The organism is Streptomyces ficellus (assembly GCF_030406405.1).
Lineage (GTDB): Bacteria > Actinomycetota > Actinomycetes > Streptomycetales > Streptomycetaceae > Streptomyces > Streptomyces ficellus_B.
Map to the genome: position 1 here is coordinate 1 of NZ_JAUEPL010000030.1, position 25,969 is coordinate 25,969.

Below are 25,969 nucleotides of genomic sequence, written 5' to 3' on the forward strand. Positions count from 1 at the left end.
CGAGGTCGGGGGTGTGCACGGTCAGTTCGTCGGCCTCGATGCCGGCCGAGTCCAGCCAGTCGAGGATGGAGCGCAGCTCGCGCTGGGTGCCGTCACTGGGGACCTGCAACGACAGCGACTCGTCGTCGCGGGTGACCTCGCGGAGCGCGGAGGCGGCGCTCCGGTACGCGGCCGGGTCGGTGAAGCGGAGCCGGACGTGCCCGCCGGGGATGAGCCGCTTGAGCTCCCCGGCGGTGCCTTGGGCGGCGATCCTGCCGTCGTTGAGCACGGCGATACGGTCGGCGAGCTGGTCGGCCTCCTCCAGGTACTGGGTGGTGAGGAAGACGGTGACGCCGCCCGTGACGAGGTCGCGGATGAGCTGCCACATGGTGTGGCGGCTGCGGGGGTCGAGGCCGGTGGTCGGTTCGTCGAGGAAGATGATCCTCGGGTCGCCGACCAGGGTCATGGCGATGTCGAGGCGGCGCTTCATGCCGCCGGAGTAGGTGGAGGCCGGCTTCTTCGCGGCCTCGACCAGGTCGAGGCGCTCCAGCAGCTCGGCGGCGACGTGCCGCCCCTCGCGCTTGGACAGGTGGTGCAGGTCCGCCATGAGGAGCATGTTCTCCTCGCCGGTGATCAGGCCGTCGACGGCGGAGAACTGCCCGGTGACGCCGATCGCGGCGCGGACCGCCTGCGGGTCGGCGGCGAGGTCGTGGCCACCGACGTGGATCACGCCGTCATCGGCGCTGATCAGGGTGGAGAGGATCTTGACGGCGGTGGTCTTGCCGGCGCCGTTCGGGCCGAGCAGGGAGAAGATCGTTCCTTCGGGGACGGCCAGGTCGACGCCGTCGAGCACGACCTTGTCGCCGTAGGACTTGCGCAGCCCGTTCGCCGCGATGGCCAAGTCGGTCATGGTGGGTGCTCCTTCTACAGGCCGCGGGTTCTACAGGCTGCGGGCGCTGATGTCGCCGTAGGCGGTGGTCGCGTGGATGGTCAGGCCGGCGGCGGCGCCGTCGGTGTTCTTGAGCGCGTTGTGGATCCGGCCGTGGGCGGTGCCGGCGTCCAGGGAGGCGGAGACTCCACGGGCGGCGCCGATGGACACCTCGCCGGACTCGGTGCGCAGCACGACCGTGCCGCGCACGGCCTCGGCGATGTGGATGTCGCCCTTCTGGGTGCTGATCTCCGCGGGCCCGCCCAGGCGGCCGACCGAGACGTCGCCGGCGAGGAGCGTGAGGCGGGCGCTCGCGGCCTCGTCGAGCTTCACCGAGCCCTGCGCGCCCTCGAAGGCGACGTCGCCGAGCCGTCCGACGCCCCGGAACTCGGCGCTGGCCGCCTTCACCTCGACCTGGGAACCGGCGGGCAACTGGATGGTCACCTCGATGGACCCGGAGCTGCCGAGGATCCGGTTCTTCGCCGGTGCGGCACCGATCCGCAGGACGCCGTCGCCGTATGCGACCTCGGTCCGCTCCGCCGCCTTCACATCGCGGCCGTTCGAGGCGTCCGCGGGGAGGACCTCGACCGCCGTGTCCGCCCGGTCGGCGGCGATGAACCGGATGCGTCCCGCGGGGATGTCGAGGACGGCGGAGATCGGGGCGGGGGTGTCGAACTTCTGCATCGCGCGCTCCTTCGAATCGTGTTTCCGATATAGGAAACGCTACGTTGCATTCGTGGATCGCTCAATAAAGTTGTTGCGCAGAAGCGACGTCACCGCAGCTCAGCGCCGCGAAATCGTTGCAATGTTTCTGGATTTAACGCAACGGCGGCCCGTCTGATCGTTGCAATGAGTTGACGGTGAAGGCTATGCTGGAGGCACCGAGGAGAACGAAGGAGAACGCGATGCCGGGAGGCAGGCTCACCCAGCAGGAACGCCAGCAGATCGCGCTGGGACTGGCCGACGGCCTCGCCTACGCGGAGATCGCCCGACGTCTCGACCGTCCGACCTCGACGGTCACGCGTGAGGTGATGCGGAACGGCGGCCCCACCGCCTACCGCGCCGACCTGGCCCACCGCGCCACCGAACGCCGCGCCCACCGGCGCAAGCGGGTCGCGCCCCGGGGAGCGGAGACGCCCCCGCGGGCCCACGGACGCGACGCCGAGGCCGTGCGCGAGTACGAGGAGGCGTTCACCACCGTCCTCATGCGCTCGGGCCTGCCCAAGATGATGGCCCGGGTGCTGGTCTGCCTCTACACCACCGACGCGGGCAGCCTCACCGCGTCCGAACTGGTCCAGCACCTCCAGGTCAGCCCGGCGTCCGTCTCCAAAGCGATCGCGTACCTCGAAAGCCGGGGCGTCGTCCGCCGGGAACGCGACGAACGCCGCCGCGACCGCTACGTCGTCGACGACGACGTCTGGTACCAGGCGATGATGGCCAGCGCCCGGTCCAACGCCCAGCTCGTCGAGATCGCCCGGCAGGGCGTCGGCATCCTCGGCCCCGACACCCCGGCCGCCACCCGCCTGGAGAGCGTCGCCCGCTTCGTCGACTTCGTCAGCGAGAGCGTCACCCGGGCCGCGGAGCAGGCCCGCGACGTTTTCCACACGAAAGCGAAAACGCCCCCAGGTGCCACTGCCGAGCCGCGTCCGAATCGCGGTGGCGATAGCCGGCCATCGTGAGGTGACACTTTTGCAAGCGGTTGCTTGCAAAAGTTAGCAGGAGGGTGCACCATCGACGTATGGCATCACTCAACGTCGGCAATCTCGGTGAGTACCTGCGCGAGCAGCGGCGCAATGCGCAGCTGTCCCTGCGTCAGCTCGCCGATGCCGCGGGGGTGTCCAATCCGTATCTGAGCCAGATCGAGCGCGGGCTGCGCAAGCCGAGCGCGGAGGTGTTGCAGCAGGTCGCCAAGGCGCTGCGGATCTCCGCCGAGACGCTGTACGTGCGGGCCGGGATCCTGGACGAGCAGGAGCGCGAGCAGATCGAGACGCGTGCCGTCATCCTCGCGGATCCCTCGATCAACGAGCGCCAGAAGCAGGTGCTGCTCCAGATCTACGACTCGTTCCGCAAGGAGAACGGGCTCGATACGGAGACGAGAGGCGCCGATGACACCACCGAGGACGGCACCTCACCCGACCTCTGAACCGCGATCCGGGAGGACCACAGACGTGGCCATCATCGAAGAACTCCGTACGCCCCTCTACTTCGCCGCCGGTACGGCGGACCTCGCCATGAAGCAGGCCAAGAAGGTGCCCGGCCTGATCGAGCAGATCGCCGCCGAGGCGCCGGCGCGTATCGACGCGGTACGCAACACCGACCCGAAGGTCGTGCAGGAGAAGGTGAGCACCCAGGCCAAGGAGGCCCAGGCCACCGTCCAGGCCAAGGTCACCGAGGTGTTCGGGTCCCTGGACACGGACCTGAAGAAGCTGGGCGAGACCGCCCAGGACTTCGCGCTGCGCAGCGTCGGCGTCGCGGCCGAGTACGCGGTCAAGGCGCGCGAGACGTACGAGAAGGTCGCCGAGCACGGTGAGCAGGCCGTGCGGATCTGGCGCGGCGAGGCCGCCGATGAGATCACCGAGATCGCCGTGGCCGTCGAGCCGGAGCCGGCGCCGAAGAAGGCGGGGGACACGAAGGCCGACGAGCCGAAGGCACCGGCCGCCAAGAGGACCGCCCCGGCGAAGAAGGCCCCGGGCCCGGCCCCCGCCTCGGCCCCGACGCCGGCCCCGCGCAAGCCGGCGGCGAAGAAGACGGCGCCGTCCGACAAGTAGGCCCAGGCGGCGTTGAGGGGGTGTTCCGGGCCGGGCAGGGCCCGGGACACCCCCTGCGCGCCGGGCACATTCGGGATGGCCCGGACGTTGTACGGGTACCTTGGCCGCGAGGCGCTTCACTCACTGACTAGGCGGTGCTCAGCATGCTGCTCGCAGGATTCGGCACGTTTCTCTTTCTGCTCAACCTCGCGATGCTCCTGCTCGCCGTGGTCGCCCTGTTCATCGCGGCGACGGCACGCGAGGACGCCTACCGCGCCGCCGACAAGCAGACCAAGATGTTCTGGCTGATCATCCTGGGCGTCACGGTCGCGGTGAACCTGCTCGTACCGATGCTGTTCCTGCAGATCGCCGGGCTCGTCGCCTCCATCGTGTTCATGGTCGACGTACGGCCCGCCCTTCAGCAGGTGTCCGGCGGCGGCCGCGGCAAACGACACGGCGGCGGCTCCAGCAGCGACGGGCCGTACGGCCCCTACAACGGCGGACGGTAGCCCCCCGGCCTGAAGGAGCGGCTTCCAGGGGCGGCCTACTGGGACGGCCTCTTGGGGGCGGTGCCTGGAGCGGCCTCCAGGGAGCTCCTGGGACGGCCTCTTGGGGCGGCGCGCACCAGCCGCGTGATTCAGCCGCGTGATTCAGCGGCGTGCTTCAGCGGCGCCCGGCGGGCGCCCGGTCGCGGGCCAGGAGCAGCACGGCCACGTCGTCCGTCAGCTCCCCGCCGTTCAGCTCCCGCACCTCCGCCACCGCGGCCTCCAGCAGCTCCTCGCCGCCCAGGCCCTGCGCCAGCTGGCGGTTGACCATCTCGACCATGCCGTCCTGGCCCAGCCGCGGCGAGCCCGGTCCCGCCGAGCGGCCCTCGATCAGGCCGTCCGTGTACATCATCAGGCTCCACGAGCCGCCCAGCTCCACCTGGCGGCGCGGCCAGCGGGCGCGCGGCAGCAGCCCCAGCGCGGGGCCGCCGTCCTCGTACGGAAGCAGCTGTGCCGCCCGGCCCTGCCGGGCTATCAGCGGCGAGGGGTGGCCGGCCAGGCACAGCCCGGCCCGCCGCCCGTCCGGCGCGATGTCGACCGTGCAGAGGGTCGCGAAGATCTCTTCGTTCTCGCGCTCGTGCTCCAGCACCTGCTGGAGGGTCGAGAGGAGTTCGTCGCCGCACAGCCCCGCGAACGTCAGCGCCCGCCACGCGATGCGCAGCTCCACGCCGAGCGCGGCCTCGTCCGGCCCGTGTCCGCACACGTCGCCGATCATGGCGTGGACGGTCCCGTCCGGCGTACGCACCGTGTCGTAGAAGTCGCCGCCCAGCAGGGCGCGTGAGCGGCCCGGCCGGTAGCGGGCGGCGAACCGCAGGTCGGAGCCCTGGAGCAGCGGCGTGGGCAGCAGGCCCCGCTCCAGGCGGGCGTTCTCCTGGGCCCGCAGCCGGGACTCGGCCAGCTTGACCTGGACCGAGTCGGCGCGCTTGCGTTCCACGGCGTACCGGATGGCGCGGATGAGTAGCGGCCCGTCCAGCTCCTCCCGGAACAGGTGGTCCTGGGCCCCCGCGCGTACCGCCTCGGCGGCCAGCTCCGGCTCGCCCGACGTGGCCAGCGCGAGCACGGCGTGGCGCGGCGCGAGGCGCAGCACATGGCGCAGCGTCGCCAGCCGGTCGCCGTACGGCGCGTCCGGCAGCGAGCCGGGCGGCGTGCCCGGCGGCACGTCCGCGTGCGGCCGGTCCGCCTGTGGTGCGGGCAGCGCGAGGTCGACGAGCACGCAGTGCACGTCGTCGGTGAGCAGCCGCTCGGCCCCGGTGAGGTTGCGGGCGGTACGGATACGGACCCGGGTGCCGGACGCGTCGATCAGTTCCGGAACGGTGAAGGTGCCCGCCGGGTCATCCTCGATCACCAGAAGAGTGAGGTCCGTGTTCCCGGCGTTCTCCGCGACGACGGCGTTGCTTGGAGTGTTCACCCGCTGTCGCGGTACGGGTACGGGCATCGGTTCGGTTTCCTTCCCTCCCCCCGAGGGCGCGGTGGTGCGTCGGTCGACACACCACCAGACGGGGACCATAGCGGTCCCCGGCGGCCGAACGGAATGGTGATCAGCGAAGACCGGATGGCATATGCCGCGCCAGGGGAGGTAGTTGGGCACTCGGTCATGACGAACATCACGCGTCCGCTGTTGGCCCCATCACATCTCGGGACGTATCCGGCAGGCGAGCCACCAGGGCTGCCATGTCCATGTGACCGGGGTCTTAAATGGGTTGTTTGTCCGGGCGTACGACCCCGAGGATCGCCATCGAGCCCGCCCCCGCCACCGTCACGCTCCGTCCCGGCCTCGGCGCGTGCACGATCGCCCCGTCGCCGATGTACATGCCCACATGGCTGGCGTCCGCGTGGTAAATGATCAGGTCGCCCGGCCGCATGTCCTTGACGTCGATCCGGGGCAGCAGCCGCCACTGCTCCTGCGAGGTGCGCGGGATGCCCTTGCCGGCCACCGCCCACGCCTGTGACGTCAGCCCCGAGCAGTCGTACGACCCCGGGCCCTCGGCGCCCCACACATACGGCTTGCCGATCTGCGCCGTCGCAAACTCGACCGCCTTCCTGCCCTGCGCGCTGGCGCTGCCGCCGATCCCCGTCAGCACACCGGAGCCGAGCCACGCCGTCTGCGCCTTGCTCTGCTCGTCCTGCTCCAGCGCCAGCAGCCGCGCACGCTCCTCCGCCGCCAGCTGCGACTCCAGCTTCTCCGCGGCGGCGATCTTGGTCTCGATCTGCTTCCTCGTCCTGGCCTGCTGAGCCCGGGTGGCCTCCAGGCTGGTCCGGTGCGCGCTGGCGTCCTTGGTGTACGTCTCCAAGTCGGCCTGCTTCTGGTGCAGTTCTGCGAGCAGGTCCTTGGTGGCCTTCTGGCCCTGCTGGATGCGGCCCACGCCGGAGAGGAAGAGCTGCGGGTCGTTGGTGAGGACCAGCTGGGCGCCGTCGGGTATGCCGCCGTTGCGGTACTGGGCGCGGGCGGCCGCGCCGGCCCGGTTCTTCAGGTCCTCGATACGGGCCTGGCCGTCGACGATCGCCTGCGCGAGCTCGACGATCTCGGCCGACTGCTTCTTGGCCTGCTCGTCGGCGAGGTTGTACGCGTCGGTGGCGGAAGCGGCCTGGCGGTAGAGGGTGTCGATCTCCGCGCGTACCTCTTCGAGGCTCTTGCCGACCGCGCCGGCGGGAGGGGCGGGGGGAGCGGGGGGAAGGGGCATCGGCGCCGCGTATGCCGCCGGGACCGGCGACGCCAGTACGAGCACGGTCATCGCACAGACCACGGTGATCGCGGCGGTGGCGCGGCGGCGTCGGTTCACGTACTCCCCCAGCTTCTCATCTGATTTACCGTCAGTAACTTGCGGATGCCTCGGAGATGGTGCCACGACCGTCGCGAAAGCGACAGAGGCTGCGGCAGGGGCTGACGGTCCCCCCGCTCCCACCCACCAGACGAAAGATCGTCGCGGTGCGTTCCCGGCCCTCGTTCAGGTGGTGACGGGCCGACTCCCGCTCACGCGGCGCCGGGCGCGAGCGCGGACCACCGGACCGTGACCTCGCCCTGCCGCCACCCCCGCCGGCCGTCCACCAGTGGCCAGTCGCCGGCCAGGTCCCGCGCGGTCCTGATCCACCGCTGCCTGGCGCCGAGCGAGGCGTACGGAGCCGCCGCCGCCCACGCCCGGTCGAAGTCCCGCAGGAACGCGTGCACCGGCTCGCCGGGGACGTTCCGGTGGATCAGCGCCTTCGGGAGGCGCTCCGCCAGGTCCGAAGGGCGGTCCAGCGAGCCCAGCCGCGTCGCGAACGTCACCGTCCGCGGACCCTCGGGCCCCAGCGCCACCCACACATGGCGCCGCCCGATCTCGTCACATGTCCCCTCCACCAGCAGTCCACCGGGCGCGAGCCGCGCGCACAGCCGCGCCCAGACGGCCGCGACCTGGCCCTCGTCGTACTGGCGCAGCACGTTCGCCGCCCGGATCAGCGCGGGCGCGCCGTCCACCGGGACCTCGAAGCCGCCGTGTACGAAGGTCAGGCCCTCGCGCTCGTACGGCCTGGCGGCGGCCACCCGCGCCGGGTCGATCTCGACCCCGGCGACCCGGGCGCGCGGATCGGCGGTACGCAGCCGCTCCAGCAGCTCGACGGCGGTCCACGGGGCGGCCCCGTACCCGAGGTCCACCGCCGTGGGCGGCCGCTCGCTGCGGCGCAGCGCCGCGCCGTGGACGGCCGCGATCCAGCGGTCCATGCGGCGCAGGCGGTTGGGGTTGGTGGTCCCGCGGGTCGGCGTGCCGAGGGGGCGGGTCCCGGCGGGGCGGGTTCCGGCGGGATGGGTTCCGGCGGGACGGGTCCCGGCCGGGAGGGGCCCGGCGGGGCGGGTGGTGCGCGGGGGCATGGGGACGAGCGTAAGCGGTGCGCTGCCGTGGCTCCGTACGCCTCCCGCCCCACGTAATGAATTGGCAAAGCGGAAATGAAGGGGAGCGCCGCGCTGTTGTGGCTGCTTGGAGGAGCGCGTGCAGGGTCGCCCGCGTGGCCTCCGTTCGTCATGCCGGAAAGCGTCCTGACTGAGGGACGCCCGAACGCCCCGCCTCTGCCCCACCAGCGGAAGGACCGCCGACGTGAGCCAGTACGTGTCCCGGTTCGCCGGCACCCTGGCGGCGCCGCACCGGCTCGCCGCACCCCACCGGCTCCGGCTCCCCGGCCGGGCGCGGGTGCCTCGCCGGGTCGCCATGCTGAGCGTGCACACCTCTCCGCTGCACCAGCCCGGCACGGGCGACGCGGGAGGCATGAACGTCTACATCGTCGAGCTCGCCAAACGCCTGGCCGCGATCAACGTCGAGGTCGAGATATTCACGCGGGCGAGCGCGGGCGGGCTGCCCGCGGCCGTGGAGCTGGCGCCGGGCGTGCTCGTACGGCACGTGGACGCCGGCCCGTACGAGGGGCTCGCCAAGGAGGAGCTGCCCGCGCAGCTGTGCGCCTTCACGCACGGTGTCATGCGGGCCTGGGCGGGGCACCGCCCCGGCTACTACGACCTGGTCCACTCCCACTACTGGCTCTCCGGCCACGTCGGCTGGCTCGCCGCCGAGCGGTGGGGCGTCCCTCTCGTGCACGCCATGCACACCATGGCCAAGGTCAAGAACGCCGCCCTGGCCGAGGGCGACACCCCCGAGCCGGCGGCGCGGGTCATCGGCGAGACGCAGATCGTGCGGGCGGCCGACCGGCTGATCGCCAACACCGCGGAGGAGGCCGACGAGCTCGTCCGCTTCTACGAGGCGGAGCCTTCGAAGGTCGCGGTCGTGCACCCCGGCGTGAACCTGGAGCGGTTCCGGCCGGGCGACGGGCGGGCGGCGGCGCGCGCCCGGCTCGGGCTGCCGGCCGACGCGTTCATCCCCGTCTTCGCGGGACGCATACAGCCGCTCAAGGCCCCGGACATCCTGCTGCGCGCGGCCGCCCTGCTGCTGGACGAGGACCCGTCGCTGCGGTCCCGGATGCTCGTGCCGGTCGTCGGCGGGCCGAGCGGCAGCGGCCTCGCCAAGCCGGAGGGCCTGCAGAAGCTGGCCGCCCGGCTGGGCATCGCCGACGTCGTACGCTTCCACCCGCCGGTGGACCAGGAGCGACTGGCCGACTGGTTCCGGGCCGCGTCCGTGCTGGTCATGCCCTCGTACAGCGAGTCCTTCGGGCTCGTCGCCATCGAGGCGCAGGCGGCCGGCACGCCGGTCGTCGCGGCGGCGGTGGGCGGCCTGCCGGTGGCCGTCCGGGACGGCTCGACCGGGTTCCTCGTGCGGGGCCACGACCCGGTGGACTACGCCGCGGCGCTGCGCCGCTTCGTCGCCGACCCGTCGCTGTCCGGCCGCCTGGGCGAGGCGGCCGCCCGGCACGCCCGGTCGTTCGGCTGGGACACGGCGGCGTCGGGGACGGCGGACGTGTACACCGAGGCCATGCACGACCACCGCCGCCGCGACGACCGGCGTGGCGTACGCTCGCGTCATGGCTGACGCCCGGAAGATCATCGAGTCCTCGCTGACCGACGCCGAGCTGACCTGGGAGTCCCCGCAGCCCGGCACGTACGTCGTGACCCTGCCCGGTACGCGCAAGCTGTCCACCACGCTGTCGCTGCGGCTCGGCAACCACTCGCTGTCCCTGAACGCCTTCGTGATCCGCCACCCCGACGAGAACGAGGCGGGCGTCCACCGCTGGCTGCTGGAGCGGAACCTGCGGCTGTACGGGGTGTCGTACGCGGTCGACAGCCTCGGCGACATCTACCTGACCGGCAAGCTCCCGCTGGCGGCGGTGACCCCCGAGGAGCTGGACCGGCTCCTGGGCTCGGTCCTGGAGGCGGCGGACGGCGCGTTCAACACGCTCCTGGAGCTGGGTTTCGCGACGGCGATCCGCAAGGAGTACGCCTGGCGCGTGTCCCGTGGCGAGTCCACGCGCAACCTCTCCGCGTTCAGCCACCTGACCAGGCCCAGCGCATAGCGCGAGGCCGCCTCCCGGACCCGGGAGCGCGCCCCCTCCACGCGCGCGTGGAGGCGTACGGCACCCCCGTCGCCGTACGCCCCCACAACCTGTACGAGGCAGAGCGCGCCCTCAGGCGCTGACCGCCTCCCGGGACGGCGCCGCGGCGGTGGTCCCCGGCTCCGCCTCCAGCTCCGGCTCCTCCCGCAGTTCCCGCATCAGCAGCCAGTAGCCGAGCCCCGCCACCGTTCCCAGCACCGCGCACGCGCCCCACAGCCACCCGGCGCCGAACCGGTCGATCACCCAGCCGGACAGCAGCGGGGCGATCAGGGCGGCGACGGACCACGACGTCGTGTACACCCCCTGGTAGCGCCCCCGCCCGTGGACCGGGGAGAGCCGGACGACCAGCCCCGTCTGGGTCGGCGCGTTGACGATCTCGGCGAGCGTCCAGACGCAGACGGTCAGCGCGTAGACGGCGACCGATCCGGCGAAGGCGGTGAGCCCGAACCCGTAGCCGGCCAGCAGCGCGGAGACGATCAGCAGGCGGCGCGGGTCGCGGTGCTCGATGTAGCGGGTGACCGGGATCTGGAGGACCACGATCAGGACGCCGTTGACGGCTATCACGAGGCCGAAGTCGGCGGCGCTGAACCCGTCGGCGCCCATGGCGACCGGCAGGCCCACGTACCCCTGCTGGAAGATCAGCGAGATCAGGAACGACAGCCCGACCACCCCCATGAACCGCCCGTCGCGCAGCACGGTCCCCATGCCGACCTCCGGCTCGGCGGCCTTCCCCGGGGCGGCCGGCCCCGGCTCCGGACGCGACTCGGGGAGCTTGACGAAGACCAGCACCGCGCACGCCAGGGTCAGTACGGCCTCGCCGATGAAGCCGGCCCGGTAGCTGTACTCGGCGAGGAAGCCGGCGCCCACGGAGGAGAGGGCGAAGCCCAGGTTGATCGCCCAGTAGTTGAGCGAGAAGGCGCGCAGGCGGTCCTCGGGCCGGACGATGTCGGCCATCATGGCCTGTACGGCGGGCCGTGAGGCGCTGGACGCGGCGCCCACCACGAAGGCGACGGCGGCGATCGCGACCGGATGCTGCATGAAGCCCAGCACGGCCACGGAGACCGCCGTCGAGGACTGGGCGATCAGCATCGTGGGCCGCCGCCCCAGCCGGTCGGTCATCACGCCGGCGCCGAGCGAGGAGATGACCCCGCCGAGCCCGTGGAGGGAGGCGACGAGACCCGCGTACGAAGCGGAGTGGCCGCGCTCCAGGGTCAGGTACAGGGCCATGAAGGTGGCGACGAAGGCGCCGAGCCGGTTCACCAGGGTGCTGGTCCACAGCCACCAGAACTCCCGGGGAAGCCCCGAAACGCTCTCCTTGGCCGCCCGTTTGAGCATGGCGATGGACATCCGTACCCCCTGTAAGTGCCTGGCCCGCTGACCGGAACTTACAAGGGCTCGGGGCCCGGAAGCCATTGAATTGACGCGGCCCGTCAACTGTCATCGGCGTCCATTAATCTCGTACGCATGGCCGACGCACCGTACAAGCTGATCCTCCTCCGCCACGGCGAGAGCGAATGGAACGCGAAGAACCTGTTCACCGGCTGGGTGGACGTCAACCTCACCGAGAAGGGCGAGAAGGAGGCAGTCCGCGGCGGTGAGCTGCTGAAGGACGCCGGTCTGCTCCCCGACGTGCTGCACACCTCCCTCCAGAAGCGCGCCATCCGCACCGCGCAGCTCGCGCTGGAGGCCGCCGACCGCCACTGGATTCCGGTCCACCGCTCCTGGCGCCTGAACGAGCGCCACTACGGCGCGCTCCAGGGCAAGGACAAGGCGCAGACGCTCGCCGAGTTCGGCGAGGAGCAGTTCATGCTGTGGCGCCGCTCGTACGACACCCCGCCGCCGGTCCTCGCCGACGACAACGAGTTCTCCCAGGCGGGCGACGCGCGGTACGCCACGATCCCGCCGGAGCTGCGCCCCCGCACCGAGTGCCTCAAGGACGTCGTCGTCCGCATGCTGCCGTACTGGTACGACGGCATCGTCCCGGACCTGCTCGCCGGCCGCACGGTCCTGGTCGCCGCCCACGGCAACAGCCTCCGCGCGCTGGTCAAGCACCTGGACGGCATCTCGGACGAGGCCATCGCGGGCCTGAACATCCCCACGGGCATCCCGCTGGTCTACGAACTGGACGCCGACTTCAAGCCCCTCACCACGGGCGGCACGTACCTGGACCCCGAGGCGGCGAAGGCTGCCATCGAGGCGGTCAAGAACCAGGGCAAGAAGTAGCCCCCTGCTGACGCCGGAAGGGCCCCGCCCATGGTGTGGACGGGGCCCTTTTGCGTACGGTCCGGCGGTCAGCCGCAGCAGCCGCCGCACTGGCACGGCGCGCCCGACTGGCAGCCGCAGCCGCAGCCGGAGCCGCAGCCGCAGGCGCCCAGCACGGGCAGGCGGACCACTTCGACGGGCACTTCCTGCTGGGGGTGGGTCATGGGGTCGTCGGCCATGGGGTACCTCCTCGAAGGCGTACGTCGCCTGCCCCCATTGGATGCCCACCCGTCAGGGCGCATCAACGGCGCACGGAAGCCCCCGCCCCCAGGGCTCACGCCCCCAGGAACGGGGCCTCGTCTCACGGCGGCGCCCCGCGATCCCCTGCGTCAGGCGCCCTCGACGGGGGCCTCCGACTGCTGGAGTTCGTCGGCATGCTCGCCCGTGACCAGGTAGACCACGCGCTTGGCCACCGAGACCGCGTGGTCGGCGAAGCGCTCGTAGTAGCGGCCCAGCAGGGTGACGTCGACGGCCGTCTCGATGCCGTGCTTCCAGCGGTCGTCCATCAGGTGCTGGAAGAGCGTCCGGTGCAGCCGGTCCATCTCGTCGTCGTCGTGCTCCAGCTGGAGCGCCAGGTCGACGTCCTTGGTGATGATGACCTCCGCCGCCTTGGCCATCAGCCGCTGTGCCAGCTGCCCCATCTCCAGGATCGTGGCGTGCAGGTCCTGCGGCACCGCCGTGTCCGGGAAGCGCAGCCGGGCCAGCTTCGCGACGTGCTGGGCCAGGTCGCCGGAGCGCTCCAGGTCCGCGCTCATCCGCAGCGAGGTCACCACGATCCGCAGATCCGTCGCGACGGGCTGCTGGCGCGCCAGCAGGGCTATCGCGCGGGCCTCCAGGTCGTGCTGGAGGTCGTCGACCTTCTGGTCGGCGGCGATCACGGCCTCCGCCAGCTTCAGATCCGCGTCGAGCATCGCCGTCGTGGCGCGCCCGATCGCCGACCCGACCAGCCGGGCCATTTCGACCAGGCCCTCGCCGATCGAGTCCAGTTCCTCGTGGTACGCGTCCCGCATGGATGTCCCTCTCTCAGTGCGAACCTCAGGGGTCCGGGTGGGCTCGGGCCCCTACGCTCCCACGGTCCGAGTCCAAAAAGTCCGGGGCCTCCCTCACAAGTGAACCGTCACTATCCCCTCGGTGAACTCTGGGCGACGACTGTTCGAGTACGCCCCCGGACGGCTGGGAGAGTGTCAGCGGCCACGCATAACCTGGATGCATGGACGTGAACGCGGCGGTCGCCGCATTGGCAGCGATCGCCGGGGCGTGCACCGGCGTGATCGCCATGCTGGCGTTCCGCTGGAGCGAGCGCGACCAGGCGAGACCCACCAGGACCTCCCTCCACACGGACGCGGTACTGCCGCCCGGCGTGGACACGGTCCTGTCCGTGCTGCGCTCCTCCGCCGTCGTGCTCGACGAGAGCGACTCCGTCGTCAAGGCCAGCTCCGCGGCGTACGCGCTCGGGCTCGTCCGCGGCGGCAAGCTCGCCGTCGAGCCGATGCTCCAGATGGCCCGCGACACCCGCCGCGACGGCGAGATACGGCAGGTCGAGCTGGACCTTCCCCGGCGCGGCACCGGCCGCGGCGAAGCGCTCGCCGTCTCCGCCCGCGTCGCCCCCCTCGGCTCCCGCCTCGTCCTGCTCCTGGTCGAGGACCTCACCGAGGCCCGCCGTATCGAAGCCGTACGGCGCGACTTCGTCGCCAACGTCAGCCATGAGCTCAAGACCCCGGTCGGTGCGCTGTCCCTGCTGTCCGAGGCGGTCATGGACGCCTCCGACGACCCCGAGGCCGTCATGCGCTTCGCGGGCCGCATGCAGATCGAGGCCACCCGGCTCACCAACCTCGTCCAGGAGCTCATCGACCTCTCCCGCGTCCAGAACGACGACCCGCTGGACGACGCCGAGCCCGTACGCGTGGACGAACTGGTCGCCGAGGCCATCGACCGCTCCCGGCACACCGCCTCCACCAAGCAGATCACCATGGCCGCCGGAGGCACCGCCGACCTGCATGTATGGGGTCACCGCGGCCAGCTCGCCGCCGCCCTCGGCAACCTCGTCGAGAACGCGGTCAACTACTCCCCGGCCCACACCCGCGTCGGCATCGCCGCCCGCCGGATCACCGCGCCCGGCGGTGGGGGCACCTCCCAGGCCGAAGGCCGAGGGGGACAGATCGAGATAGCCGTCACCGACCAGGGCATCGGCATCCCCGACAAGGACAAGGAGCGCATCTTCGAGCGCTTCTACCGCGTCGACCCGGCCCGCTCCCGCGCCACCGGAGGTACGGGACTGGGCCTGGCCATCGTCAAGCATGTGGCCGCCTCGCACGGCGGGGAGGTCACGGTGTGGAGCACCGAGGGTCAGGGCTCCACCTTCACCCTCCGGCTTCCCGAGGCCGGCGCCGGACGGGACCGCTCTTCCCGGTCCCACCACGACCACACCACCAACGAACCGCTCACCGCCCCGGAGGTCCTTCCGTGACCCGAGTGCTTGTCGTCGAGGATGAGGAATCCTTCAGCGACGCCCTGTCCTACATGCTCCGCAAGGAAGGCTTCGAGGTCGCCGTCGCGTCCACCGGGCCCGAAGGGCTCGACGAGTTCGAGCGCAATGGCGCCGACCTCGTCCTGCTCGACCTCATGCTGCCGGGCCTGCCCGGCACCGAGGTCTGCCGTCAGCTGCGCGGCCGTTCGAACGTCCCGGTCATCATGGTGACCGCCAAGGACAGTGAGATCGACAAGGTCGTCGGGCTGGAGATAGGAGCCGACGACTACGTCACCAAGCCCTTCTCGTCCCGCGAGCTCGTCGCCCGCATCCGCGCGGTGCTGCGCCGCCGCGGCGAGCCGGAGGAGGTCGCCCCGGCGGCCCTGGAGGCCGGGCCGGTCCGGATGGACGTGGACCGTCATGTCGTCACGGTCGCGGGCGGCAAGGTCGACCTGCCGCTGAAGGAGTTCGACCTGCTGGAGATGCTGCTGCGCAACGCGGGCCGGGTGCTCACGCGCATGCAACTGATCGACCGCGTCTGGGGCGCGGACTACGTCGGCGACACCAAGACGCTGGACGTCCACGTCAAGCGCCTGCGCGCCAAGATCGAGCCGGACCCGGGCGCCCCCAGGTACTTGGTCACGGTCCGTGGCCTGGGCTACAAGTTCGAGCCGTAAGCCGCAGCGGCAGACGCTCAGGACCTACGGCGAGGGGCGCCCCACCACCTGGTGGGGCGCCCCTCGCCGTACGTACGGGGTGGGTCAGTGACCCGCGCCGTGCGACGCCGAGGCCGAGTCCGAAGGGGTGGCGTCCGGCGGGGCGGCGTCCGACGGGCTGGACGACGCCTCGCCGCCGTCCGCCGGCGCACCCGGGGTGTTGTCGGCCGGGCTGCCGCTCGGGGAGCCGGTGGGCGTGCCGGCCGGCGGCTCGGGCAGGTCGGCGGGGCCGTAGCCCGCGAAGTAGCTGGTCGCCGGGACGACGAACGCCCTCAGCTTCACGTCACCGGTCTCGCTGAACCGGAAGACGACTTCCTGGGCCTCGCCGGCCTTCACCGCTTCGCTGCCCTTCTCGATCACGGCGGAGGCGTTGCCCTTGCCGCCGAGGAGCACCGAGCCGTGGGCCGGGACGGTGATGGGGCCGGAGCCGTCCGCGTCGGTCAGCTTGACCTGGACCTTGGTGCCCGGCAGCTCGATCGTCTCCAGGGTCTCCGCCGTGGAGCCGTCGTTGAAGAGCATCCCCGTCACGACCGCGGGGCCTGCCGCGTCGGGCTTCGGCTGCGTGATCACCGTGGCGTTCTGGATCTTGATGTCGCCGACCGTGGCGGCGGCGTTGTCCGGCCTGACGCCGAGGGTCTGGGCGTCGTTGCCCGCACCGCAGGCGGAGAGCGAGGCGATCGAGAACACGATGGCGGTGGCGGCGAGGGCGCCGCGTCGAAGGCTGCGGCTCACGGCGGCGGCAACTCCTAGGACGTACGGACGGGCGGGCGGACGGGCACGGTCTGTGATGACTCTCCGACCGAACCTGACGATCGATCGGCTGAGATCAGTGACATCAGTGAGATCACGGAGACCACTGAGATCACGGAGATCGCTGAGGATCGGCTGAGGATCAGTCGGCGCGCTCAGGTTACCGACCCCTCCCGCCCGCCCCGCACCCGGCCCGCCCCCAGCCCCGTATCGGGGCCGGGGTGCCCGCGCCGGCCGCCCCGCCGATCCCCGTACTTCGTCCCGTGTTCACTCAATCCCTTGATCAATTCCGCGGCGGCCACGCATTCCTCGCCGAATAGCCCACTCGCTCCCGCACGGTCAACACGCGATCAACACGAGGCCCGCCACCTGATCAATTCGGGAATGTTCCGGGCATCCGTCCGTACGAGTGACCGGCGTCCGAACGGAGTACGGGAAGTTCATCACATGGAACCCGGCAAATTGGGGCATTCGGCACCTTCTGCCGACCTCCGGATGCGCGCGACGTGCGCGTTTCTCCCCGCCCGTACAGCCGCTCCGACCTGCGAATACCCCCCTCCGGAAGCCCTCCGCAGCACGTTCCTGTTGCTGTTGTCAAGCCCCGAGATATGCCCTGACCTGCGAAAACGCCATTCAGAAGAAGCCGTTTCCGTGTTACCCTGGATAGCCACGGAAGGGGTACCTGTCACATGACGTTCAAGGTTGGCGACACCGTGGTCTATCCCCATCACGGGGCCGCGCTGATCGAGGCCATCGAAACTCGCCAGATCAAAGGCGTGGACAAGACCTACTTGGTGCTCAAGGTCGCCCAGGGCGACTTGACGGTTCGTGTGCCAGCGGACAATGCGGAGTTCGTCGGCGTTCGCGATGTGGTCGGTCAGGACGGACTGGACCGGGTCTTCGAGGTACTGCGCGCGCCGTACGCCGAGGAGCCGACGAACTGGTCTCGTCGCTACAAGGCAAATCTCGAGAAGCTCGCCTCCGGCGACGTCATCAAGGTCGCCGAAGTGGTGCGTGACCTGTGGCGCCGCGAGCGTGAGCGCGGTCTGTCCGCAGGTGAGAAGCGCATGCTCGCCAAGGCGCGACAGATCCTGGTCAGCGAGCTCGCGCTCGCGGAGAACACCAACGAAGACAAGGCCGAGGCCCTGCTCGACGAGGTCCTCGCGTCCTGACACGGAGCGCGTAGCCGCTGACGTGAAGCGCGAGGCGCTTGATGTGAAGCGATGCCGCGGTGCCCGCTGACATGCTGTGACAGACAGCTTCGTCGCCGGGCGCTGCGGCATGTCCGGACGGATTGGGCCATGCCGTTCGGTCGCGTCGCCACGTCGGATGCGTACGTACCGTACGTACGTCCCGTGTGCACGCCCGGCGGCTGCGTCGGCGTGAACCGCTCAACCAGTGGTCACGGAAGGGTCCGGTCAAGGCGTCACGCCCGGCGTCGCGCGCCCGGCACTGCCCCAAGCTCTGCGAGCACGGGGTACGCCCAGGCCATACCCATCTCGGCCGACTCAACAAACCTGCCGGAGTGCAACCGATGTCAGACGCAGCACCCCCCGCCCGCACCGCCGCGGTCATCCCCGCGGCCGGCCGGGGCGTACGGCTCGGCCCCGGCGCGCCCAAGGCGCTCCGCGCGCTGAACGGCACGCCCATGCTCATCCACGCGGTACGCGCCATGGCCGCCTCCCGCGCGGTCTCGCTCGTCGTCGTGGTCGCCCCGCCCGAGGGCGCGGCCGAGGTCAAGAACCTCCTCGACGCGCACGCCCTGCCCGAGCGCACCGACTACCTGGTCGTGCCCGGCGGCGAGACCCGGCAGGAGTCCGTCCGCCTCGGCCTGGACGCGCTGCCCGACGACATCGCCACCGTTCTCGTCCATGACGCGGCCCGCCCGCTCGTGCCGGTCGACACCGTCGACGCGGTGATCGAGGCGGTACGCGACGGAGCCGTCGCCGTCGTGCCCGCCGTGCCGCTCGCCGACACCGTCAAGCAGGTCGAGCCGCGCGAGAAGGGCGAGCCCGAGCCGGTCCTCGCCACGCCCGACCGGGCCGCACTCCGCGCCGTACAGACCCCGCAGGGTTTCGCCCGCGACACGCTTCTCCGCGCACACCGGACGGTCACCGGCAACGTCACCGACGACGCGAGCATGGTCGAGCAGCTCGGCGAGCCGGTCGTGGTCGTGCCCGGGCACGAGGAGGCGTTCAAGGTGACGCGGCCGCTCGATCTCGTCCTGGCCGAGGCGGTCCTCGCCCGCAGGAGGGTCACCGATGGCTTCTGACGCCGTGAACATCCCCCTGGTCGGGATCGGCACCGACGTCCACGCCTTCGAGAAGGGCCGCGAACTGTGGTGCGCGGGCCTGCTCTGGGACGACGCCGACGGCTACGGCCTGGCCGGGCACTCCGACGGCGACGTCGCCGCCCACGCCGCCTGCGACGCGCTGTTCTCCGCCGCGGGTGTCGGGGACCTCGGCGCGCACTTCGGGACCTCACGCCCCGAGTGGTCCGGCGCGTCCGGTGTCACGCTGCTCGCCGAGGCCGCCCGGATCGTACGGGCCGAGGGCTTCGAGATCGGCAACATCGCGGTGCAGGTCATCGGCGTACGCCCGAAGATCGGCAAGCGGCGCGACGAGGCGCAGAAGGCGCTCAGCGCGGCGGCCGGCGCGCCCGTGTCCGTGTCGGGGACGACGACGGACGGGCTCGGGCTGACCGGCCGGGCCGAGGGGCTGGCCGCGATCGCCACCGCCCTCCTCGTACGCACCGGCACCACCTGACGCCACCACCAGCACGACGACCACCACCTGGCTCCTTATTGCGCACAGGTCGCATTTACGCTGGTGTGACGGAAGAGGTGCGGATGAGGGAGGAAGGCCCATGTCGGCGGTCGCGGCCGGGTACGAGATGCGCACGGCAGGGCCCGGGGACGTGGGCGGGGCGCGAGCGGTGATGCTCGACACCGTCTACGGCGACCTCGCCTCCGGCTACGTACCGCACTGGCACGCCGACATCATCGACCTCGACGGCGCCTACCTGCGCCCCGGGCGGTGCACGCTGCTGGTCGTCGAGCACCTGGCGACCGGGCGGATCGTCGCCACCGGCGCCGTACGGGACCGGGGACCCGCCGCGCCGCCCAATCCGCCCGAGGTCGCCGCCCGCTACCCGTCCGGGACCACCGCCCAGCTGTGCCGTCTCTACGTCCGCGCCGAGCACCGCCGCCACGGGCTGGCCCGGGCCCTCGTGCGCGAGCTGTGCGACTTCGTCGCCCGCACCGGCGGCTACCAGGCGCTCTACCTGCACACCGACCCCGCCGTGCCGGGCGCGGAGCCCTTCTGGCGGTCACTGGCCCGCGAGGTGTGCGACGAGCGGGAGCTGCCCGGTGGCGGACAGGGCATCATCCACTTCGAACTGCCGCTGCCCGCCCCCGCCCCCACCCCCGCCCGCTGACCGGCGGCCCTCTGCTCCGTACGCGCGAACCCGCGGCCGGATCGGGGCTCCGGGCGTTTCGGGCAGGAAGCATCGAGTACGTGTCACCAGAGCCGTCCGCAGCCGTGCAGCCGTCCGCAGCCGTCCGGAGGCGCCCCCCGAGGCCGACGACGCGAGAGAGAGGCCCCCATGCCCGCCGTACTCAGCGAACACCTCAAGGCGCTGCTCGACAGCGCCGTCTTCGTCAGCATCGCCACCATCCAGCCCGACGGCCACCCCCAGGTCTCCCCGGTCTGGGTCAAACGCGACGGTGACGAGGTGCTGATCTCGACCACCGTCGGCCGGCGCAAGGAGCGGAACCTGCGCGACGACCCGCGGGTGACCGTCCTCCTCCAGCCCTTCGACGCCCCGTACACCTACGCCGAGATCCGCGGCACCGCCCAGCTCACCACCGAGGGCGGGGACGAACTCATCGACGAGCTGTCGCTCAAATACACCGGCAAGAAGTACGCCGAGTTCAACCCGTCCTCGCGCGAGGACGGGCAGCGCGTCGTCGTCCGCGTCACCCCGCACAAGATCGTCGGAAACATCTGAACCGCTCGGCCGTGCCCCGCGTTCGCCGGACCGGCGCGGGGCACTGCCATGCGCCCACTACCCTGGAGTGGTGACTATTCGTCTGTACGACACCAGCGCCCGGCAGGTCCGCGACTTCATCCCGCTCACGCCGGGCTGCGTCTCGATCTACCTGTGTGGCGCCACCGTGCAGGCCGCCCCGCACATCGGGCACATCCGGTCGGGACTCAACTTCGACATCATGCGCCGCTGGTTCGCCCACCGCGGCTACGACGTGACGTTCATCCGCAACGTCACCGACATCGATGACAAGATCATCGCCAAGTCCGCCGAGCAGGGCCGCCCCTGGTGGGCGATCGGGTACGCGAACGAGCGCGCCTTCACCAGCGGTTACGAGGCCCTCGGCTGCCTCCCGCCCACCTACGAACCGCGCGCCACCGGCCACATCACCGAGATGGTCGAGATGATGCGCGGCCTCATCGAGCGCGGCCACGCCTACGAGGCGGACGGCAGTGTCTACTTCGACGTCCGCTCCTTCCCCGGCTACCTGGCGCTGTCCAACCAGGACATCGACGAGCTGCGCCAGCCCGCCGAAGAGGGCATCACCGGCAAGCGAGACCCGCGCGACTTCGCCATGTGGAAGGCCACCAAGCCCGGCGAGCCCGACTGGGAGACCCCGTGGGGCCGCGGCCGCCCCGGCTGGCACCTGGAGTGCTCGGCGATGGCGCACAAGTACCTCGGCTCCGCCTTCGACATCCACGGCGGCGGCCTCGACCTGGTCTTCCCTCACCACGAGAACGAGATCGCGCAGGCCAAGGCGTACGGCGACGACTTCGCCCGCTACTGGGTGCACAACGCCTGGGTGACGATGAGCGGCGAGAAGATGTCGAAGTCGCTCGGCAACTCGGTGCTGGTCTCCGAGATGGTCAAGCAGTGGCGCCCCATCGTGCTCCGCTACTACCTCGGCACCCCGCACTACCGGTCGACGATCGAGTACAGCGAGGAGGCCCTGCGCGAGGCCGAGTCGGCGTTCGCGCGCATCGAGGGTTTCGTGCAGCGGGTCGTCGAGAAGGCCGGCGGCGCCGTCGAGCCCGCCCCCGAGGTGCCGCTCGCCTTCGCCGAGGCGATGGACGACGACCTGGGCGTACCGCAGGCGCTGGCGATCATCCACACCACCGTGCGCCAGGGCAACAGCGCCCTGGCCGCCGACGACAAGGAAGCCGCCGTCGCGCGCCTCGCCGAGGTCCGCGCCATGCTCGGCGTCCTCGGCCTGGACCCGCTCGACCCCCACTGGGCGGGCGAGGCCGACCGCGGCGAGGACCTGCACGGCGTCGTCGACAGTCTCGTACGCATGGTCCTCGACCAGCGCGAAGCGGCCCGCGCCCGCAAGGACTGGGCGACGGCCGACGCGATCCGGGACCAGCTGAGCCAGTCCGGCCTGGTCATCGAGGACAGCCCCGAAGGGCCGCGCTGGACGCTCGGCGCGCGCTGAGCACTCGCGGCACACTTCATATACACACTTCATATATACGTACGCAGCACCTCAATTCTTCACGAAGCAGGTAAGTCATGGCCGGGAACAGCCAGCGCAGGAACCGCCGCACGTCCAACAAGAAGGGCGCGACGGTCGGCAGCGGTGGCCAGCGGCGCCGGGGCCTGGAGGGCAAGGGCCCGACCCCGCCCGCGTCCGCGCGCAAGGGCCACAAGAAGAATCGCATCGCCAACGCACAGGCGAAGCACGCCCAGCGCCGCCCCATCGCCCGCCGCGGCGGCAAGGGTGCCTCCGAGATGGTCGTCGGCCGCAACCCCGTCTTCGAGGCGCTGCGCGACGGCGTACCGGCGTCGACCCTGTACGTGCAGCAGTTCATCGACAACGACGAGCGGGTGCGCGACGCGCTCAAGCTCGCGGCCGACCGCGGCGGCATCAACCTCATGGAGGCGCCGCGCGCCGAGCTCGACCGGATGACCAATGGCCTGAACCACCAGGGCCTCGTCCTCCAGGTCCCGCCGTACGAGTACGCCCACCCCGAGGACCTCGCCGCGGCGGCCTTCGACGAGGGCGAGGACCCGCTGATCGTCGCCCTCGACGGGGTCACCGACCCGCGCAACCTCGGCGCGGTCGTCCGCTCCGTCTCCGCGTTCGGCGGCCACGGCGTGGTCGTGCCGGAGCGGCGCGCGGCGGGCATGACCGCCGGTGCCTGGAAGACCTCCGCGGGCACCGCCGCCCGTACCCCGGTGGCCCGCGCCACCAACCTCACCCGCGCCCTGGAGTCGTACCAGAAGGCCGGCCTCACGGTCGTGGGCCTCGCGGCGGACGGCGACGCCGAGGTCGGCGACCTGGAGGCGCTGGGCGGCCCGGTCGTCATCGTCGTGGGCAGCGAGGGCAAGGGCCTGTCGCGCCTGGTCGGCGAGACCTGCGACTTCCTCGTCCGCATCCCCATGCCGGGCGGTGCCGAGTCCCTCAACGCGGGCGTCGCGGCCGGTGTGGTGCTGTACGAGGCGGCTCGCCGCCGCGCGTAAAACGCCTGGTCCCGCGCTCGTCCCGAGACCCGTCATGATCTTGACGGGTCTCGGACATTTCCCACGCGTCAAGGCAGTGTCCTAAACCCACGTCACTCGGTTAGATGAGTGTGGACACCAGAACGCCCCGGCCCGGTTTCGACGATCAGCCTGCGCTGAGCATGGTCAAGGTGGATTGCGATCCCGCGCAGGTCATCGTGAACCACGCCAGCTTCCGAGTGCAGCTCGCCCCGGTGAACAAGCCTCGATTCACCGACACCGCCCGTGTGCCCGCCATGAGCGGCGCCACCACCGCGGGGGCGCGGCGCCGCGCCCCCGTCGTATGGAGCGGGAAGTCCTCCCCCGGGGACCCCGGCGCGACCGGGCTGCTGCAAGCCGTGCGGGAGTCCGCCGCCGTCGACACGCTCGACCCCGGCGCGACGCAGGTCATCCCCCGCCTCGGCCTCTCCGACGACACCATGCCGACGCCCGTCGTCGGCGCCCAGCGCGGCCCCGACGGGCCGCCGCTCCTGCCGCCGATGCGCCGCGCGGTCGGCGCCTACGACGAGCCGCCCGGCGACCACCACACGGACGCGTACACCGATACATACACCGATGCGTACGCCGCCGACCGCGACCAGGCCGACGACGGTGACGACCGTGACGACCGCGGCGAGCGGTACGAGAACGGGGTGTACACCGGGCCCGCGCACCGGCACGCCTACTACCCCGGCCGGCGCATGAACCTCGGCGTCGTCCTGCTCCCGCTGCGCGTGTTCCTCGGCTTCATCTCCATCTACGCCGGCATGGGCAAGCTCTGCGACCCCGTCTACTTCGACGGCGGCGAGCGCGGCTCCATGGTCAAGTGGCTCACCTCCCTCCACCCCTGGACCGCCGCGGAGCCGCTGCGTGACTTCGCGCTCGCCCACCCCGTGGGCGCCGGCCTGACGGTCGCGTTCGCCCAGGTCATCGTCGGCGTCCTGACCGTGCTCGGGCTCTGGCAGCGGGTCGCCGCCGTGTTCGGCGCGCTGCTGTCGGCCGCGCTGATCCTGATCGTGAGCTGGAAGACCGTCCCGGTCTACGACGCGCCCGACATCATCTACCTCGCCGCCTGGTCACCGCTGATCATCGCCGGGGCCCCCGTCTACTCCATCGACGGCCGCCTCGCGGGCGAGGCCTGGCGCACGCTCGGCCCCCGCTCCGCGCTGTGGCAGCTGCGCCGCCGCGTGCTGCGGCGCGGCGTGGTGGTCGCCACCGTGGTCGTGGGCCTCACCCTGCTCGTCGGCTCGGTGCTCGGCGGGGCCGTGCGCTCCAGCGAGGTCGTCACCGTGCCCGGCCCGAACGACGACCCGACCAACCACCTGCCCGGCCGGCCCCTGCCGCAGGAGCCGGGTGAGCGCTCCCCGTCGGCCGAGGAGACGTCCAAGCGCCCCGAGCCCTCCGCGTCCACGTCCAGCGGCCCGGCGGAGGAGGAATCCTCCCCGGAGGAGACGGTCCGCGAGACCGGACGCATCGAGGAGGAGGAGCGGCCCACCACCTCCCAGGGCACCGGCCAGCAGCCCCCGGAGCAGTCCGAGCCCGTGCCCCCGCCGTCCACGAGCGCCGGTCCGTCCTCCACGGGAGGCAGCGGCGGCAGCGGCGGCAGCACCAGCGGCGGTGGCGGCGACGACGGCGGTTCCGGCGGCAGCGAGGACGGCGGCTCGTCCAGCGGCGGCAACAACAACCCGATCGGCGGTCTGCTGGGCTGACGCACCACAGCGCGTGGGGCGGTCACCGTGAAGACGGTGACCGCCCCTCTGCGTATGCGTCATACGCGTCGTACGCCGTACGCGTCGTACGCGTCGTACGCAGAAGGATTCAGGAACCGGCGAGCTCCTTCGCCGCCTCGCTGAGGTCCTTGGCGGTGTCGATCGCCCGCCAGTAAGCCCCCTGCGGCAGCGGAAAGCCCGCCAGGCGCCGCTCACGGGCCAGGCGGGGGAACGTGGTGCGCTCATGGTCGCCCACATCGGGCAGGAGCTCGGTGAAGGCGGGGGAGAAGACGTACACGCCCGCGTTGATCAGATACGGCGAAGGCGGCGACTCGATGAAGTCGGTGATGTGCCCGAAGGCGTCCGTCTCGACGGCCCCCCACGGGATACGGGGACGGGCCAGGGCGAGCGTGGCGGTGGCGTCCCGCTCGGCGTGGAACGCGGCCATCTCGCGCAGCGAGAAACGGGTCCAGATGTCACCGTTCGTGGCGTACCAGGGCTCATCGGGGTGCGGCAGACGCGCGGCCGCGTACTTGAGGCCGCCGCCACGGCCCAGCGGCTCGGCCTCCACAACGGTGGTGACGCGCAGCGGCAGTTCGGCCGTCGCCAGCCACTGCTGGAGTACCTCGGCGAGATGGCCGCAGGAGACGACGGCGTCCGTCACGCCCTCGGCGGCGAGCCAGGAAAGCTGATGGCCGATGATCGGGGTCCCGGTTCCCGGGATCTCGACCATCGGCTTGGGGCGGTCATCGGTGTACGGGCGCAGTCGTGAACCCTGGCCGCCCGCCAGGACCACGGCCTGCGTCGGAGAGGTGTGCATACCGCGCACGATAGGCGCACCTCGGTGCCGGGGATGCGCTCAGCTCTCGTGGGCGACGCCGGAGGCGAAGGAGGTGTCGCAGACCGGCCGCGAGTACGTCTGGGCGCGTACGGGGCCGTAGTGCTGGACCGCCGCACGGCCGAGCGCGCGGGCGATCGACATGCAGTGCTTGGCGAGCGACGGGCGCTCCTCCACCGCACGCTGAAGGTGGGTGAGGGCGACACCGGGGTCCTTCTCCTGAAGCTCCGCGAGGAGCTTGTCGCGGAGAATATCCTGCGGGGTGCGAGGCTTGGCCCGTACGGAGACGTTCTCGGAGGACGCGGTCAGCATCTGTGTCTGGGAGCTGTTGCCCGCCCACGGGACGCTGGTGACCGCGAGAGTTCCGGAGAGCACCAGGACGACGGGCAGGACGAGGGCGAGTGTGCGGCCGATTCGGCGTGCTGTGTGGGTCACGGACGTGAGCGTAGCGGCCAGTGATGATTTGGAGACATTTAGTCACCCCCACGGGGGATGGTTCGATGCTCCTTTTCGAATCAGGTGTTGACAACAGGGTCCGA

The 25,969-nt window shown here is 71.5% G+C and carries 28 protein-coding genes; 17 read left to right on the top strand and 11 right to left on the bottom strand.

The window, feature by feature from the left end; all coding sequences use genetic code 11:
- Nucleotides 1-889 (bottom strand): ATP-binding cassette domain-containing protein (locus QWM81_RS19375; RefSeq protein ID WP_290113384.1); only part of this gene is annotated, 889 nt, incomplete at its 3' end.
- A 30-nt stretch (nt 890-919) separates the two neighbouring features.
- Nucleotides 920-1,591, bottom strand: a complete 672-nt coding sequence (locus QWM81_RS19380) for a DUF4097 family beta strand repeat-containing protein (protein WP_290113386.1) — start codon at nt 1,589-1,591, stop codon at nt 920-922.
- Between the two features lie 221 nt (nt 1,592-1,812).
- Between QWM81_RS19380 and QWM81_RS19385 the strand changes: the two genes are divergently transcribed.
- From QWM81_RS19385 to QWM81_RS19400, 4 genes are all read left to right on the top strand, one after another.
- Complete coding sequence (locus QWM81_RS19385; RefSeq protein ID WP_290113387.1) at nt 1,813-2,586, top strand: GbsR/MarR family transcriptional regulator; 774 nt, start codon at nt 1,813-1,815, stop codon at nt 2,584-2,586.
- Nucleotides 2,587-2,645: 59 nt separating this feature from the next.
- Entirely contained in the window at nt 2,646-3,050 is a 405-nt protein-coding gene (locus QWM81_RS19390; protein WP_290113388.1) for a helix-turn-helix domain-containing protein, read from the top strand.
- A 25-nt stretch (nt 3,051-3,075) separates the two neighbouring features.
- Nucleotides 3,076-3,675, top strand: coding sequence for a hypothetical protein (locus tag QWM81_RS19395; protein WP_290113389.1), 600 nt, complete (start codon nt 3,076-3,078; stop codon nt 3,673-3,675).
- Between the two features lie 143 nt (nt 3,676-3,818).
- Nucleotides 3,819-4,163 carry a DUF2516 family protein gene (locus tag QWM81_RS19400; protein WP_290113390.1) on the top strand — a complete coding sequence of 115 codons (345 nt, stop codon included), beginning with the start codon at nt 3,819-3,821 and terminating at the stop codon, nt 4,161-4,163.
- A gap of 154 nt (nt 4,164-4,317) precedes the next feature.
- Here QWM81_RS19400 and QWM81_RS19405 read toward each other — a convergent pair whose 3' ends face one another.
- From QWM81_RS19405 to QWM81_RS19415, 3 genes are all read right to left on the bottom strand, one after another.
- Complete coding sequence (locus tag QWM81_RS19405) at nt 4,318-5,634, bottom strand: PP2C family protein-serine/threonine phosphatase (protein WP_290113391.1); 1,317 nt, start codon at nt 5,632-5,634, stop codon at nt 4,318-4,320.
- 256 nt (nt 5,635-5,890) lie between these two features.
- Nucleotides 5,891-6,979 (bottom strand): C40 family peptidase, encoded by a 1,089-nt coding sequence (locus tag QWM81_RS19410; RefSeq protein ID WP_290113392.1) that lies wholly within the window; start codon nt 6,977-6,979, stop codon nt 5,891-5,893.
- A gap of 191 nt (nt 6,980-7,170) precedes the next feature.
- Entirely contained in the window at nt 7,171-7,896 is a 726-nt protein-coding gene (locus QWM81_RS19415) for a class I SAM-dependent methyltransferase (protein WP_290113467.1), read from the bottom strand.
- Between the two features lie 370 nt (nt 7,897-8,266).
- On the opposite strand from QWM81_RS19415, the gene mshA reads away from it, so the two are divergent.
- Entirely contained in the window at nt 8,267-9,643 is a 1,377-nt protein-coding gene (mshA, locus tag QWM81_RS19420) for a D-inositol-3-phosphate glycosyltransferase (RefSeq protein WP_290113393.1), read from the top strand.
- Nucleotides 9,636-10,124, top strand: coding sequence for a type III secretion system chaperone family protein (locus tag QWM81_RS19425; RefSeq protein WP_290113394.1), 489 nt, complete (start codon nt 9,636-9,638; stop codon nt 10,122-10,124). The genes mshA and QWM81_RS19425 overlap by 8 nt, the downstream gene beginning before the upstream one ends.
- Before the next feature lie 111 nt (nt 10,125-10,235).
- Here QWM81_RS19425 and QWM81_RS19430 read toward each other — a convergent pair whose 3' ends face one another.
- Nucleotides 10,236-11,510, bottom strand: coding sequence for an MDR family MFS transporter (locus tag QWM81_RS19430; RefSeq protein WP_290113395.1), 1,275 nt, complete (start codon nt 11,508-11,510; stop codon nt 10,236-10,238).
- Between the two features lie 117 nt (nt 11,511-11,627).
- Here QWM81_RS19430 and QWM81_RS19435 point away from each other — a divergent pair, with 117 nt between their 5' ends.
- Entirely contained in the window at nt 11,628-12,386 is a 759-nt protein-coding gene (locus tag QWM81_RS19435) for a phosphoglyceromutase (RefSeq protein WP_290113397.1), read from the top strand.
- Between the two features lie 68 nt (nt 12,387-12,454).
- Here the strand turns inward: QWM81_RS19435 and QWM81_RS19440 are convergent, their stop codons facing one another.
- Together QWM81_RS19440 and phoU are read right to left on the bottom strand one after the other, a co-directional pair.
- Nucleotides 12,455-12,604, bottom strand: coding sequence for a hypothetical protein (locus QWM81_RS19440; RefSeq protein WP_290113398.1), 150 nt, complete (start codon nt 12,602-12,604; stop codon nt 12,455-12,457).
- Between the two features lie 150 nt (nt 12,605-12,754).
- On the bottom strand, nt 12,755-13,435 hold the full coding sequence (gene phoU / locus QWM81_RS19445) for a phosphate signaling complex protein PhoU (protein ID WP_290113399.1): 681 nt from the start codon (nt 13,433-13,435) through the stop codon (nt 12,755-12,757).
- Between the two features lie 200 nt (nt 13,436-13,635).
- Between phoU and phoR the strand changes: the two genes are divergently transcribed.
- Together phoR and phoP are read left to right on the top strand one after the other, a co-directional pair.
- Nucleotides 13,636-14,892 carry a two-component system sensor histidine kinase PhoR gene (gene phoR, locus QWM81_RS19450; RefSeq protein ID WP_290113400.1) on the top strand — a complete coding sequence of 419 codons (1,257 nt, stop codon included), beginning with the start codon at nt 13,636-13,638 and terminating at the stop codon, nt 14,890-14,892.
- Nucleotides 14,889-15,569, top strand: a complete 681-nt coding sequence (gene phoP / locus QWM81_RS19455; protein ID WP_290113401.1) for a two-component system response regulator PhoP — start codon at nt 14,889-14,891, stop codon at nt 15,567-15,569. Before phoR ends, phoP begins: the two co-directional genes overlap by 4 nt.
- An 84-nt stretch (nt 15,570-15,653) precedes the next feature.
- On the opposite strand, the gene QWM81_RS19460 is transcribed toward phoP, so the two are convergent.
- On the bottom strand, nt 15,654-16,340 hold the full coding sequence (locus QWM81_RS19460) for a copper chaperone PCu(A)C domain-containing protein (RefSeq protein WP_290113402.1): 687 nt from the start codon (nt 16,338-16,340) through the stop codon (nt 15,654-15,656).
- A gap of 707 nt (nt 16,341-17,047) precedes the next feature.
- Here QWM81_RS19460 and QWM81_RS19465 point away from each other — a divergent pair.
- The 8 genes from QWM81_RS19465 to QWM81_RS19500 all read left to right on the top strand — a co-directional run bounded on the left by QWM81_RS19465 (nt 17,048) and on the right by QWM81_RS19500 (nt 24,592).
- A complete protein-coding gene (locus QWM81_RS19465; protein ID WP_003953493.1) occupies nt 17,048-17,530 on the top strand; it encodes a CarD family transcriptional regulator in 483 nt (160 codons plus the stop codon).
- Between the two features lie 362 nt (nt 17,531-17,892).
- Complete coding sequence (gene ispD / locus QWM81_RS19470; protein WP_290113403.1) at nt 17,893-18,630, top strand: 2-C-methyl-D-erythritol 4-phosphate cytidylyltransferase; 738 nt, start codon at nt 17,893-17,895, stop codon at nt 18,628-18,630.
- Nucleotides 18,620-19,123: a 2-C-methyl-D-erythritol 2,4-cyclodiphosphate synthase gene (gene ispF, locus QWM81_RS19475; protein WP_290113404.1), complete on the top strand. Its 504-nt coding sequence runs from the start codon at nt 18,620-18,622 to the stop codon at nt 19,121-19,123. Before ispD ends, ispF begins: the two co-directional genes overlap by 11 nt.
- 100 nt (nt 19,124-19,223) lie before the next feature.
- On the top strand, nt 19,224-19,793 hold the full coding sequence (locus QWM81_RS19480) for a GNAT family N-acetyltransferase (protein ID WP_290113405.1): 570 nt from the start codon (nt 19,224-19,226) through the stop codon (nt 19,791-19,793).
- A 168-nt stretch (nt 19,794-19,961) separates the two neighbouring features.
- Nucleotides 19,962-20,366, top strand: a complete 405-nt coding sequence (locus tag QWM81_RS19485; protein ID WP_290113406.1) for a PPOX class F420-dependent oxidoreductase — start codon at nt 19,962-19,964, stop codon at nt 20,364-20,366.
- 70 nt (nt 20,367-20,436) lie between these two features.
- The gene (gene cysS / locus QWM81_RS19490; RefSeq protein WP_290113407.1) at nt 20,437-21,837 is read left to right on the top strand and encodes a cysteine--tRNA ligase; all 1,401 of its coding nucleotides are present in this window, start codon (nt 20,437-20,439) and stop codon (nt 21,835-21,837) included.
- A 77-nt stretch (nt 21,838-21,914) separates the two neighbouring features.
- Complete coding sequence (gene rlmB / locus QWM81_RS19495; protein WP_290113408.1) at nt 21,915-22,865, top strand: 23S rRNA (guanosine(2251)-2'-O)-methyltransferase RlmB; 951 nt, start codon at nt 21,915-21,917, stop codon at nt 22,863-22,865.
- 104 nt (nt 22,866-22,969) lie between these two features.
- The gene (locus QWM81_RS19500; protein ID WP_290113409.1) at nt 22,970-24,592 is read left to right on the top strand and encodes a DoxX family protein; all 1,623 of its coding nucleotides are present in this window, start codon (nt 22,970-22,972) and stop codon (nt 24,590-24,592) included.
- Between the two features lie 109 nt (nt 24,593-24,701).
- Here the strand turns inward: QWM81_RS19500 and QWM81_RS19505 are convergent, their stop codons facing one another.
- Complete coding sequence (locus tag QWM81_RS19505; protein WP_290113410.1) at nt 24,702-25,412, bottom strand: nucleotidyltransferase family protein; 711 nt, start codon at nt 25,410-25,412, stop codon at nt 24,702-24,704.
- A gap of 39 nt (nt 25,413-25,451) precedes the next feature.
- Nucleotides 25,452-25,865: a hypothetical protein gene (locus tag QWM81_RS19510; RefSeq protein ID WP_290113411.1), complete on the bottom strand. Its 414-nt coding sequence runs from the start codon at nt 25,863-25,865 to the stop codon at nt 25,452-25,454.
- Nucleotides 25,866-25,969 lie beyond the last annotated feature (104 nt).